This is a genomic window from Saprospiraceae bacterium, assembly GCA_016713025.1.
GTDB lineage: Bacteria > Bacteroidota > Bacteroidia > Chitinophagales > Saprospiraceae > OLB9.
This window is the reverse complement of record JADJPZ010000004.1, coordinates 3747494-3760646: the sequence shown is the minus strand read 5'-3', so window position 1 is coordinate 3760646 and position 13153 is coordinate 3747494. Positions and strand designations below refer to the sequence as shown.

Sequence of the window (13153 nt, the reverse complement as noted above, 5' to 3'; positions counted from 1 at the left end):
TATGCAAAATTTTATTTCTACCCACGATGTTGTCGATATTTCAGCATTGATTGATCTGGCACTGAAGTACAAAAAGAATCCCCTGGCAGACAAAACCCTTGGTGCCGGCAAAAGACTGGGTTTACTATTTATGAATCCCAGCCTCCGAACCAGAATCAGCACGCAGATAGCCGCCCAAAATCTTGGTATGGAAAGTTATGTCCTCAATGTAGGCAATGACAACTGGCAGCTGGAGTTTGGCGAAGGAGCTGTCATGAACGGTACCACTGTGGAGCACATCAAGGATGCAGCACCTATCTTTGGAGAGTATTTTGACATCATAGGATTACGGACCTTCCCGGGGTTGAAGGACAGAGATCTGGACTACAGTGAAAATGTGATCCGAAGTCTTCAGAAATACTGCAATATTCCGGTCTTAAGTTTGGAGAGTGCCACGCTCCACCCACTGCAAAGTCTCACTGATTTGATTACCATCAGTGAAAACTGGAATAAACCGCACAAACCAAAAGTCGTTCTGACCTGGGCGCCGCATATCAAACCTATTCCGCAATGTGTGGCCAATAGTTTTGCGCAATGGGTCAATGCCTGGGATGGTGCGGACTTTGTCATCACCCATCCTGAAGGGTACGAGCTCGATATTTCTTACACCAATGGGGCCACAATCACACACAACCAGGAAGAAGCGCTAAGGGATGCAGACTTTGTATATGTCAAAAACTGGAGTTCGTATCAAAATTACGGGCAGGTAAAGCAGGATGGAGCTGAATGGATGCTCACAGAAAAACACATGTCATGGACACATAATGCGCGTACCATGCACTGTCTTCCGGTAAGGCGCAATGTCGAGCTGAGTGACGAAATACTGGATCACCCCAATTGTCTGACCACCACTCAGGCGGCCAACAGGGTGTGGGCTGCACAGGCGGTATTGAGTGCCATTTTGAATAGAGGAAATAGATAGAAAGTTGTATCAAAAATTGATAATTTTTCAATAATTTAAAGATTATTATATGCAAAAATGGTCAACTATAGAATATACTAACTTCACTTTTCAGGTGGAGCCCAAAGAATATCAATAATATGTTGATTATTTCTGCTTCCGTGTTTTAAATTAAATCCTGTTTCATTAGATAAAGTATACCTTTCATATGGATTTCCTAAACCATCATAATGAATTTCCTTTTTGAGTCTTAGATTTTCGTTTAGTACTTTTAATATTCTATTCAATTCAATTTCTTTGTCGCCACTTTTATTATAGTAATATATAGCTTGAAATAACCACCATCCTTCATAGCTATTTTCATTATTTGTGTCAAAGTTTAGTAAAAACAAACTTTTGTCATCTATCAAATCAAAACCATTGAGTTTTGCATTCTTTGCATTAAATCTTATAGAACCATTACCAAAATCATATTCTTTATTTCTTTGAAACCCTTTTAGGTTTTCTAAATATTTTATTACTTCAGATGGCCCTTTAGATATTGGGCAAGAGGCAAGAACTTCACTTTCAAACATTGAGAGGTCATTAATAATTTTTTATTGGAAATTAAATCACTATTTAAGGAATTATTTTTTGATATTTTACATGAATACATTATTGCTAATAATGTAATTAAAAGTATTCCTTTGAACGGCAAATGTTCATTTTGATGTTTTATATGAAGCATATTTGAGATGTTGATGATTTTTTCAAAATTTGTAGCTATGTTTTAAATTTGTTTATGATTTTGCATGCAGGGTTGAAAACTTGTTGTTAGAATCCTTTCTCCAATGCAACAAATAACTCTGCCTGTAGTTTCCATTCGCCATTCTTTCTCTTCCACTGTGCACTATCGCGACCACCCTTACTGTATGTATTAAACCCTTTCCATTCTCCGCTTTCCCAGGCCAGGTCAGGATTATTTTTGCTTATTATTATTTCTGAAGGAAAACGTTCAAAGTTTGTTTGCGGAGCTTCCTTAAATATTTTTCTCCAATTGGTTATATTGGCTTCTTTTCCTTGTTCAATTGTACCACTGCCACGGATGACCAAATAATCATCCAGCCAGAATTTTGAAATTCCATCTACGTCTTGCCTATCCACGGAAAAAACAACCAAAAAGGTGGTTTAGTTTCTTTTGATTTTATTCCATTGAACGTTTCACAAGTTTGATATCCATCCATGTATGTCCGAAGTTTGGATATTGATTTTTCTCCAAGATACATTGCAGTTCTCTTTCTAAAACTTTCTAAATCTAGCAATTCAAATATTGATTTTGGAAAGGTGCCTTTCATTTTATTATTTACCTTGCACGGAACAAATTTACTTACACAATAAACCTTCGTAAGTATATACAAATATATACACTGTCTTTCAGATATCCAAGTCATTAAAAATACTATTTACTTTAGACTTCAATTTCTGGTGATTCTGCTGATGTAGAATAAGCTATGGGTATCCCTTTTTCCGAGTGTTTGTCTTTCAAAATGCACAATTTAATGGAATAGTTTTTTAAGAAAGTTGATAAAACTTTAAAAATCATTACTTTTGCTTCCATCAATAAATATCATCAAAATGTTACAAAATTTATCTTTGGACAGCAATATTCAGGCAAGAATCAACAGTTGGCTCAGCGGCAATTATGACGAGTCTGTAAAAGCAGAAATCAGGCATCTTATTGCTGACAATAATGTAACAGAATTGACCGATGCATTCTACCGCGATCTCGAGTTCGGCACGGGTGGGCTGCGAGGTATCATGGGAGCCGGATCCAACAGGGTCAATAAATATACTTTTGGCGCAGCGACACAGGGACTTAGCAATTATCTGAAGCAATTGTACCAAAATCAGCCCATCAAAGTAGTCATAGCCCACGACAACAGAAATAACTCTTCTCTATTGGCGAATGTCGTGGCTGATGTCTTTTCGGCCAATGGTATTTTTGTATACTTTTTTGAAGGACTGCGGCCAACTCCGGAGTTATCATTTGCAATAAGAGAGCTTGGTTGTCAGAGCGGAGTGATGCTCACTGCTTCTCACAATCCCAAAGAGTACAACGGCTACAAAGCATATGGCGCAGATGGCGGACAATTTGTATTTCCACATGACGAGGCCGTGATGAATGAAGTGGGTAAAATCGCTAGTGTCGATGAAATAAACTTTCATGGAAATCCCGCCTATATCCAGCCTATAGGTAAAGAAATAGATGAAAAATATCTCGATGCCCTGGCCAACCTTTCTATTTCCAAAGATGCGATCCACAGGCAGCGTGATCTGAAGATTGTGTTTTCTCCTATACACGGCACGGGTGGTGTGATGGTTCCGCCGGCTCTGAAAAGATTTGGTTTTGAAAATGTAATACTCGTAGAAGAGCAAATGGGTGTTGACGGAAACTTTCCGACTGTCGTCTATCCCAATCCGGAAGAGGCTGAAGCGCTCACCCTGTCACTCGCCAAAGCCAAAGCAACTGATGCTGATATCGTCATGGCTACAGACCCTGATGCCGACCGCGTAGGATTGGCCATCAAAAATGATAATAATGAATTCATCCTGCTCAACGGCAATCAGGCACTATGTCTGCTGGTCAACTATATGCTCACAGCCTGGCAAAAAGCCGGAAAACTCGATGGCAATCAATACGTCATGAAAACCATCGTGACTTCATACATGATAGACAAAATGGCGGAATCCAAAAATGTAGAGTGTTACAATGTCCTCACCGGATTTAAATACATTGGTGAGATTATGACACAGCTTGAAGGCAAAAAAACTTTTGTAGTTGGCGGCGAGGAGAGTTACGGATATCTGGTAGGCGAACACGCCCGTGATAAAGACGCAGTAGTAGCCTGCTGCATGTTTGCGGAGCTGGCAGCGTATTACAAAGATAAAGGCAGCAGTCTGTACTCAACCTTACTGGATTTATATGTGGAGTATGGTTTTTACAAAGAAAAGCTGATATCTATCACCAAAAAGGGGAAAGCCGGAGCTGAAGAAATAAGGGACATGATGGATAATTACCGGAATCAAACTCCCAAAACATTGGGCGGTAATACCGTAGTCACGCTCAAAGATTACAAAAGTGCCGTTTCAAAAAATATGCTGACAGGTGTCACTGAAAAAATAGACCTTCCTTCATCCAATGTACTCCAGTTTTTTACGCAAGATGGTAGTATCATCACAGCACGTCCTTCAGGAACAGAGCCCAAAATCAAGTTTTATTGCAGTGTAAAAGCGGCGCTTCCTTCCAAAGATCAATTTAAAGAAGTAGAGCAGGCATTGGAAACAAAACTCACAAGTATGCTGAAGGATTTGGGAATCTGATTTTCCATGATATTTCAGCTCTTTTTTCGCCAATCTTTAGTGACGCTTCAGAGTTAAGTGCTGCAATTATGCTCTGTTAATAAATAAATGGTGCAGAATTGGCGAAGTTAATTTGTTCTTTTTCAAGGCGTAAATGAGGCGAATAGCCTTAGCTATTTAACGATTTTACAACGCAGAAAAAGAGCAAAAGAACGAGACAAAATGTATCAGTTATTTTGGGTGCATTTCATTTTTTCGCCCTTTGCTCGATTTCTTATCAAGTTTCGTTTGTTCGTCGTAGCTTCCAGCTACGATGCAATATAGACTGGCATCTTGCCTGAATCGCGATATAATAAAATGGTGATTTATAATGTGAAGCGAAAAATGAAATACACCCTTTGTTTTTGTACTTTGATACAAAGATTACAGGGCTACGCCCCTATTTATTTAAATAAGTAAAAAAGTAAGATAAAACACCGTATCCCGAATTCATGTTATATAAATGAACCTTCATTTCTTCATGATTCTATCCTATTTATTAACCCCGATTTTCTCCAATGTCTGCCAGCACTGATACAATCCTCTTGGCACATGATAGCAACCTTTCCATTTGCCGCCCTTCAGAGATAGTAATGGTTGGCCTTGTCTGTTGAGATATCCGTACCATTCGCCATACTCCGGGTCAGGGAAATGAGACAAGGTGTATTCATGCAGTTTTTCAAACCATTGCCAGCATTTTTCATCCTTGGTATGAAGATAGCCTTTTAATAGTGCAATCAATGTTTCAATGTGTACCCACCACAATTTCTGATCCCATTCAAGTTGTTGGGTAGGATGTCCCTGGATGTCCAGAAAGTAATATATTCCACCGTATTCTTTGTCCCAGGCATATTCCAGTGTGCTGAGTGTGATGTCTTTTGCTTTTTCTATCAAGGTCTGATCGCCTTTTTTGGCCGCTATATCCATGATAAACCACATCGCTTCGATGGCATGGCCCGGATTGAGCAGCCGGCCCTCGAATGAGTCAGAAAAATGGCCTTCAGGTGTCACATTTTCGAGAATCTGACCTGAATTTTTATCATAGAAAACCTCCATCACTTCGTGAATACAAGCATCGGTTAATGTTGACACATGAGCCTGATCAAGAAGATGTTCTATTTCCAATGCCAGATTGCACAGGATCATAGGCAAAGCAAAATTTTTTAATGGTCTGGTACCCGGATAAGCTTTGGACCAATGACCTTTGGGATTGTGCTGCCGCTTGAGTATTGCATTGAAAGTATCCAATGCGATATTTGCATGTTCATCGTTTTGTGTAGCTTTGTATAATTGGCCAAAAGCCTGAGTCGCAAAACAATCTGAAAATATATTGTAAGGGTACACCAAAGGTTTTCCTTCTTTTGTCAATGAAAAATACCATGATCCATCTTCTGAGCGACCATACTTCTTTAGAAAATCAGCTCCGTGCTGTGCAAAATCAAGCCAGCTTTGCTTCTTCTCCACATTGTTGTACAGCATCGAAAACATCCAGACTTGTCTGCCTTGCAGCCAAATAAACTTGTCTGTATCAAAGACAGAACCATTTCTTTCCATACAGGTAAAATATCCGCCATTCTCTCTATCCGGCGAGTTGTTCATCCAGAACGGGACGACATCATTCAGCAGATTGTCCTTATATAGTTTTACGTATTGTGAAATATTCATTTTTGATCTTTTGAAATGGTGAAACGAGGTGCAAAGAAAACATTTTTCATACATTTGTCATACAAAAAACTCAGATGATGTTTAGAAAATATATTCTTATCATATTTACTTGTATTTCAACAATATACATATTAGAGAGCCAGACAACCAACCTTTTTATCGGGACTGGTGGGCACGGGCACACCTATCCGGGTGCTACCGTACCTTTTGGCATGGTTCAATTATCACCGGATACTGATGATACTGGTTGGGATTGGTGTAGTGGATACAATTATCAGGACAGTACCATCATGGGTTTCAGCCATACTCACCTTTCGGGAACAGGCATATCTGATCTGGCAGATATTTTGATAATGCCTTACATAGGTAAAGTAAGATTGCTTCCAGGCCAAAAGGAAGGCAGCGAGGATGGATACAGATCGAAGTTCAGGCACATAAATGAAAAAGCTGAACCGGGTTATTATTCTGTTCTCCTGGAAAAACACGGTATCAAGGCAGAACTGACGGCTTCTCAAAATGCGGGATATCACAGATACACTTTTCCTCAAAGTAACGATGCGAGAATCATGATCGATCTTCAGCATGGCCTGGACAGGCACAGAACATGGTTGACAGAAAGGGTGCTGGACTCCGAATTGCGGATAGTGGATTCTGTAACCTTAGCCGGCTTCAGGTCATCATCCGGTTGGGCCAATGTACAGCAACTTCATTTTATAATAAAATTTTCAAAACCATTCAAATCTTATGGAATTGCAATCCACGATGTATACCGGGATCTCAGCACCATGGGCCGTGGCAGAAATGTAAAGGGTGTGGTCACTTTTGATACTAAAGAAAATGAAATCATAGATTTGGAAGTCACCATTTCTCCTGACCCAATAAAAATTGCCGGTATCAAAAGAATGGCATCATTTGATACTGTCAGTAAAAAAGCTTCAAATGCCTGGCGAGATCAGTTAAACCTTATAGAAATCGAAGCTCCAGACGATATCAAAACAGTATTCATGACCGCCTTGTATCACACCGCTTTGTCTCCGAATAAAATCAAAAATCCACCTGTCGGAAGTAAAAACAAAGCGTATGATACTGAATTCACCACCTTATCTCAATGGGATGTGTACAGAGCTGCCTTTGCTTTGAATACCATCATCAGGCCTGAAATAGTATCAGGAGTTTTGGGTACCATGATGCGGGCTTATCAGCAAAATCATTATCTGCCGGTATGGAAACTTTGGCAGGACGAAGTCAACTGTATGATAGGAAGTCCCTCAGTGCCGATGGTTTCGGAAGCAATTCTGAAAGGATTTTCACATGAAAGCAAAAATAAATATTACGCTGCTGTTAAAAAATTCCCTTACAACTGATAATCCCGTGGCTCCCTCGTCCATTTTTGAAAAATATGGTTACGTTCCCAATGATGTTGGAGAATTGTTTTCAGTATCTAAAACCCTTGAAATGGCTTATGCCCATGGTTGTGCGGCAATATTGGTCAGAAAACATTTTCCAATGGACAAAAAAAAATATGACTTCCATTATACCAGATCACAATATTATAAAAATGTATTCGACCCCGGAAGTGGATTTTTCAGAGGTAAAAATTCAAAGGGTCAATTTACAGAGCCGTTTGACCCTAATGTGACCAATGAAAATGAGTTTGTTGAGGCTACTCCCTGGCAATATCTCTTCCATGTACAGCATGATGTGGATGAAATGATCGCTATGATGGGAGGGAAAGAAAAATTCATTAAAAAATTGGATGCATTATTTTTAGCAGAAAAGGGCAAGATTGATGATCATATCCTGGATATCACCGGTCTGATAGGTCAGTACGCCCATGGCAACGAACCTTCCCATCATGTTACATATCTTTACAATTACGGTGGAGAGCCCTGGAAAACGCAGGAAAAAATCCATGAGCTATGCAACCGATTTTATACCAATAAGCCTGACGGTTTGTGTGGAAACGAGGACTGTGGTCAGATGTCTGCCTGGTATATTTTTTCTGCTTTGGGATTTTATCCGGTGGATCCGTCATCAGGTGAATATTCTTTGGGGAAACCTATGATTAAAAACGCCAGAATAAAACTTCCAAATAGTAAAATTTTTGAAGTCAGAACAACAAATTTCAACACCGAGTACAAATATGTAAAATCTGTTACCTTCAACGGAAAACGGCTCACTCAACCAATCATAAGACACGAAGATATCATAAAAGGTGGTGTTCTGGAGTATGAACTTTCAGATAAAGCAGAGACAAGTTGTTATAAATAACTAATAAAGACTCCCAAAATTTCTTTGCAATTGGACTTAGGTCATCTGCAGACCAAATCGTTTAAAAACCAAAAGATTAGGTAAGTTTACGGAGTCTATACCCTTTTATACGCAACTTTTTCTTAAATTTCACACAACCCCTGCCTGACATTATAGGCAAGCAGGCTCAAGCTCACGCAAAATGTGGAAAACTCTTAAGTGAGGACCTGCCCTTTAGCACCTTACTTTTATAATAATCCACTAAATTAAGAGCTTAAAATTATTATTGCTATGATGCTATTTTTGGGGTACACCCAAAGTTGTGATCATTATTAATATTTCCCATACTTTCGTCCCTATAAGGGACTTTAAATATACATCTAAACAATAAGACATTATTCCTGTTGTTCTCAGAATATTTGTGGGATTAAATTGATTCATTTCTGAATTTGCCTGTCATGATTAAGATTTATTTTTTTTTGTTTTTATCACTTATGACCGAGACATTTCTTAACCAAAATCCTAAAAAAGTCATTTTTTTCGGAGATTCCATCACAGAGGCAGGAGTGAATCCCAAAGGATATATTTCAATCTTAAATGACATGCTTCTAAAAAACGGACAATCTCAAAACTATGAATTAATTGGTTCCGGCATCGGCGGCAACAAAGTATACGATCTCTTTTTCAGAATGGAACGGGATGTCCTGGCTAAAAAACCAGACATAGTGGTCATATGGATCGGGGTCAATGACGTATGGCACAAATCTTCTCATGGCACAGGCACGGATGCTGACAAGTTTGGGCTTATGTACAGTGACATCATATATAGACTTCAGAATGCCGGTATAAAAGTATATTGTTGCACACCAGCATGTATAGGCGAAAAAACGGATCATTCCAATCAGCAGGATGGCGATCTCAACGAATACTCCAAAATAATACGCAAATCAGCCTCATCAAAAGGCGCCGACATTATTGACATCAGGCAGCGTTTTTTGGACTACAATATAAAAAACAATAAGTCAAATAAAAGAAGCGGTATCCTTACTACAGACGGTGTACATCTCAATGAAACGGGAAATAAGTTGGTGGCAGAATGGATGTCAGAGCAGATATTACAATAAATAAACTGAACGGAGATCACATTTTTTCGAAAGGTAGAAGGCAAGATTCCAGCTTTAAGGTTGTTGAAAATAAAAGGAAATGTAAGATTAAACATCATGACTTTTGCTAAAACATCAAAAATTTTAAAAATGCTCTAAATTTATTTTGTTTATCTTTGTTTTCGCAATTTAAATTTTCTGAAATGTGAGACATTGAGCACCATAAATGAACAATACCTTCACAGAACAGTTAGTTGAATTTATAAGATTGAAAATACAAATTAAAAATAGCTCCATGAAATCAAAAATATTTTCTCTCCTGTTTATCGGTATATTGTTTCAAGTCCCTTTTTTGAAGTCGCAGGATTTAGTTTCTGCTACCTTGATCAGGAGTTATTCTGTTCAGGAAGTATCTTTTTTAAAGCTGATATATCCATCCCTTCCTACTATAAAATTTGGGGCTATAGCTTACAAAGTAAGATATATATCACCTGATGCAAAAGGGAAGATGGATACACTATCAGGTCTGATGGTAGTACCTGACAACCTTAATTGGCAATTTCCAAGAGCTGTTTATCAACATGGTACCTCAAGCTGTAAAACATGTGTCCCATCCAGATTAGGGCAGTCTGGCGGTGACGAAGGACAGCTTGGGATTTTGATTGCCGGACTTGGGTTTGTGGCCATCTTGCCCGATTATGTCGGCATGGGTGATGGTAGAGGATTTCAGACTTATGTCCATGAAAAAACTATAGCAAGCGCAGGAAGAAATATGGTATCCGCTTGTGAAAAATGGGCTGCATCCAACAACCTTAAACTCAACGATCAGCTGTTTATTACAGGGTACTCACAGGGTGGATATGGGTCAATGGCCTTACATAAAAATTATGAAGAAGTGCCATCAACTCTAAAAGTGACGGCAGCAGCACATCTTTCCGGACCATACAGCCTATCGGGCGTAATGCGTGATCTGATTTTAAGTGATAAAGCATATAACTATCCGGCATACATACCCAACACTATTTTGGGCTTCAACGAAGCATATGGTTCTCTTTACAAAGAACTGACAGATATATTTAAACCGGAATATGCATCAGAAATAAAAAAATACTATGAAGGCACATCTTCTTTGACGGCTTTAAATACTAAACTTATTCAACTACTTACGACCAATACAGGCGCATCGGTTGGAAGCCGCATGATTAAAGATAGTGTTTTGAATCTTATAAAAACCAATCCAAATCACCCTGCCAATACTATTCTCAAAGAAAACGACCTTTTCAGATGGGCACCTAAAAGTCCCACCAGGATATTTTACTGTATGGCTGATGATCAGGTACCATTTATGAACAGTGTTGTGGCAAGGGATTCGTTGACTGCCAGAGGTGCGACCGATCTGATAGTTACGGATGTAGGCTCTACCTTAAATCATGGCGGATGTGTTAATCCTGCTCTGACACAAACCTTGTCTTTTTTCCTTGGTTTCCAAAGAGTTATTTCAAGCACTAACAATGCCGCAAAACTTAACTCTATAAAAATTTATCCCAATCCGATATCTGATGTTATAAGGATCAGTGGATTGTATGGTCAAGGTGAAAATATATCTGTCTTTGATGGTGAAGGTAAAACACTCACTAGTATTAAAAATAATAAATCTCTGGAGATCGAAGTGGACTTGTCAGCCCTTATAGCAGGATTGTACTATGTAACTGTACAATCTTCAGATGGACAGATTGATACACACAGAATTGTGAAACTATAAAATAGTTCTGTTGTCAGAATATGAAAACATTTTGATAAATTATTATTAAAAAATAATTTTTTTTCAAAAAGTAAATGATGTGGCATAGTTTCTGCGATATGCTATATATGGACATTCAGAAAATAAATCGCAGGCATTTTGTGGAGACTGATCTCTATTACAGAGTTAGTTTGGGCCTTTCTTCAAGGTTATTAAAATTTGAAAATGGGGTATTTCATCTGGAAGTTACTCTCGGAAGAAAATGGGATAAAAATTATAATGTAACGGCTGCTGAGATTTCCTACTCATGGAAAATGGCCAACCCAGAACTTGAGCACGCCGTAGGTTGTAAAGTATTTATAATCGATCTCAAAAAGGGTGAAAATAAAACCATATTGATCAGAGCTGGCATCAATCCCGGATACGATGCTTTTAAAGGGATTCTCTTCAGAAAAAATTATCTCAATTAGAAAAAGGCCGACAACCATGTACAGGATATTTTACAAGCAACCCATGTAATGTCATATATCCATAAAGAAACCTATACAGTCAGAACATCTGAAATCAATCATGCAAAAAGAATTCATCCTCATGCATTGATACAACTGATGCAGGAATCATCCATGCAGCACACTATCGGCATGAAAGTCTCGCTATGGGATCTGCAGGACATGCAAGGTAGTTGGGTTTTGCTCAAGATGGATGTAAGGTTTTACTCATTACCCCTACTCAATGATACCATCACTATAGAAACATTCCCATCGGGCAAAGAAGGATATTTTACATACAGGGATTATTTGGTCTTCGATCGTTTCCATCAGTTGTGTGCTACTGCATCAAGTGTATGGACTATGATGCACACAGAGTCCAGAAAGATGATCAGAATTCCGGAAGAGTTTGGTAAGTTGGTCTGTCATACCGACAATCCACTCCCAAGACCTGATTTCAGACTGAGCCCAATACTCCGATCTGATTCTACTTTAACCATTAAAGTGAACTATTTGCACCTTGACTGGAATGGTCATGTCAATAATGTCGCCATGTGCAGATTGATAATGGAGTCATTGGATCCGGATATTTTTTATCAAAAGACCTTAAAACAGCTTCTGTTACAGTTTAAATCTGAAGCCATACTAGGCCAGTCGCTGCTCTTTGAAAACAAATTTGATCCTGAAACCAATAAAATCAGCCACGCAGTTAAAAATAGTGAAAACGGAAAAGATATAGTGCTTGCCGAAACTTATTGGGAGGACATTTAAAAAGTTGATGAGATCATTCGAATCATTCAGATCATTCGGTTGTTCAAATCATTCGGTAGTTCGAATCATTCGTCGCTCGGCCACGCTACCCTCATTCCCTAAAGGGAAGACCCACGCTTTTCATCGTTCGGACTTGACTGCTGAAATCAAATGAAGGCAGTTGTTCAAATCATTCGGTAGTTCGAATCATTCGAATCGTTCGAATCATTCGGTTGTTCAAATCATTCGTAGCTCGGCCACGCTACCCTCATTCCCTAAAGAGCCTGTCAAGCTACGCTTGAGACGACCCACGCTTTTCATCGTTCGGACTTGACTGCTGAAATGAAATGAAGGCAGTTGTTCAAATCATTCGGTTATTCAAATCATTCGGTTGTTCAGATCATTCGGTTGTTCGAATCATTCGGTTGTTCAAATCATTCGGTAGTTCGAATCATTCGTCGCTCGGCCACGCTACCCTCATTCCCTAAAGAGCCTGTCAAGCTACGCTTGAGATGACCCACGCTTTTCATCGTTCGGACTTGACTGCTGAAATGAAATGAAGGCAGTTGTTCAAATCATTCGGTTATTCAAATCATTCGAATCGTTCGAATCGTTCAGATTATTCGAATCGTTCAGATCATTCGGTTGTTCGCATCGTTCGGTTGTTCGAATCATTCGGTTGTTCGAATCATTCGGTTGTTCAAATCATTCGTCGCTCGGCCACGCTACCCTCATTCCCTAAAGGGACGACCCACGCTTTTCATCGTTCGGACTTGACTGCTGAAATGAAATGAAGGCAGTTGTTCAAATCATTCGGTTATTCAAATCATTCGGTTGT

11 protein-coding genes are annotated in these 13153 nt (G+C 39.0%); 8 read left to right on the top strand and 3 right to left on the bottom strand.

The genetic code is table 11. From position 1 onward, the window contains the following. Position 1: 1 nt before the first annotated feature. Positions 2-961, top strand: a complete 960-nt coding sequence (locus IPK35_22290) for an N-acetylornithine carbamoyltransferase (protein ID MBK8055922.1) — start codon at positions 2-4, stop codon at positions 959-961. Between the two features lie 83 nt (positions 962-1044). Here the strand turns inward: IPK35_22290 and IPK35_22285 are convergent, their stop codons facing one another. Together IPK35_22285 and IPK35_22280 are read right to left on the bottom strand one after the other, a co-directional pair. Then, positions 1045-1515: a hypothetical protein gene (locus IPK35_22285; GenBank protein ID MBK8055921.1), complete on the bottom strand. Its 471-nt coding sequence runs from the start codon at positions 1513-1515 to the stop codon at positions 1045-1047. Positions 1516-1753: 238 nt separating this feature from the next. Beyond that, positions 1754-2098 (bottom strand): nuclear transport factor 2 family protein, encoded by a 345-nt coding sequence (locus IPK35_22280; protein MBK8055920.1) that lies wholly within the window; start codon positions 2096-2098, stop codon positions 1754-1756. Positions 2099-2554: 456 nt separating this feature from the next. On the opposite strand from IPK35_22280, the gene IPK35_22275 reads away from it, so the two are divergent. Beyond that, positions 2555-4300: a phospho-sugar mutase gene (locus IPK35_22275; protein ID MBK8055919.1), complete on the top strand. Its 1746-nt coding sequence runs from the start codon at positions 2555-2557 to the stop codon at positions 4298-4300. A 510-nt stretch (positions 4301-4810) separates the two neighbouring features. Here IPK35_22275 and IPK35_22270 read toward each other — a convergent pair. Continuing rightward, complete coding sequence (locus IPK35_22270; protein ID MBK8055918.1) at positions 4811-5983, bottom strand: AGE family epimerase/isomerase; 1173 nt, start codon at positions 5981-5983, stop codon at positions 4811-4813. A 74-nt stretch (positions 5984-6057) separates the two neighbouring features. Here IPK35_22270 and IPK35_22265 point away from each other — a divergent pair, with 74 nt between their 5' ends. The 6 genes from IPK35_22265 to IPK35_22240 all read left to right on the top strand — a co-directional run bounded on the left by IPK35_22265 (position 6058) and on the right by IPK35_22240 (position 12336). Beyond that, positions 6058-7347, top strand: coding sequence for a glycoside hydrolase family 92 protein (locus tag IPK35_22265; protein MBK8055917.1), 1290 nt, complete (start codon positions 6058-6060; stop codon positions 7345-7347). Further along, positions 7295-8254, top strand: a complete 960-nt coding sequence (locus tag IPK35_22260; protein ID MBK8055916.1) for a glycoside hydrolase family 92 protein — start codon at positions 7295-7297, stop codon at positions 8252-8254. The genes IPK35_22265 and IPK35_22260 overlap by 53 nt, the downstream gene beginning before the upstream one ends. A gap of 437 nt (positions 8255-8691) precedes the next feature. Continuing rightward, complete coding sequence (locus IPK35_22255) at positions 8692-9357, top strand: G-D-S-L family lipolytic protein (protein ID MBK8055915.1); 666 nt, start codon at positions 8692-8694, stop codon at positions 9355-9357. A 274-nt stretch (positions 9358-9631) separates the two neighbouring features. After that, complete coding sequence (locus IPK35_22250; GenBank protein ID MBK8055914.1) at positions 9632-11098, top strand: T9SS type A sorting domain-containing protein; 1467 nt, start codon at positions 9632-9634, stop codon at positions 11096-11098. A 107-nt stretch (positions 11099-11205) separates the two neighbouring features. After that, the gene (locus tag IPK35_22245; GenBank protein ID MBK8055913.1) at positions 11206-11547 is read left to right on the top strand and encodes a hypothetical protein; all 342 of its coding nucleotides are present in this window, start codon (positions 11206-11208) and stop codon (positions 11545-11547) included. 48 nt (positions 11548-11595) lie between these two features. Then, complete coding sequence (locus IPK35_22240) at positions 11596-12336, top strand: hypothetical protein (GenBank protein MBK8055912.1); 741 nt, start codon at positions 11596-11598, stop codon at positions 12334-12336. Positions 12337-13153: the final 817 nt, after the last annotated feature.

Excerpts from the sequence above, each read along its gene's own strand:
- IPK35_22290 (MBK8055922.1), top strand. The coding sequence starts at position 2 with ATGCAAAATTTTATTTCTACCCACGATGTTGTCGATATTTCAGCATTG.
- IPK35_22285 (MBK8055921.1), bottom strand. The coding sequence starts at position 1,515 with ATGTTTGAAAGTGAAGTTCTTGCCTCTTGCCCAATATCTAAAGGGCCA.
- IPK35_22275 (MBK8055919.1), top strand. The coding sequence starts at position 2,555 with ATGTTACAAAATTTATCTTTGGACAGCAATATTCAGGCAAGAATCAAC.
- IPK35_22270 (MBK8055918.1), bottom strand. The coding sequence starts at position 5,983 with ATGAATATTTCACAATACGTAAAACTATATAAGGACAATCTGCTGAAT.
- IPK35_22265 (MBK8055917.1), top strand. The coding sequence starts at position 6,058 with ATGATGTTTAGAAAATATATTCTTATCATATTTACTTGTATTTCAACA.
- IPK35_22260 (MBK8055916.1), top strand. The coding sequence starts at position 7,295 with ATGAAAGCAAAAATAAATATTACGCTGCTGTTAAAAAATTCCCTTACA.
- IPK35_22255 (MBK8055915.1), top strand. The coding sequence starts at position 8,692 with ATGATTAAGATTTATTTTTTTTTGTTTTTATCACTTATGACCGAGACA.
- IPK35_22250 (MBK8055914.1), top strand. The coding sequence starts at position 9,632 with ATGAAATCAAAAATATTTTCTCTCCTGTTTATCGGTATATTGTTTCAA.
- IPK35_22245 (MBK8055913.1), top strand. The coding sequence starts at position 11,206 with ATGGACATTCAGAAAATAAATCGCAGGCATTTTGTGGAGACTGATCTC.
- IPK35_22240 (MBK8055912.1), top strand. The coding sequence starts at position 11,596 with ATGTCATATATCCATAAAGAAACCTATACAGTCAGAACATCTGAAATC.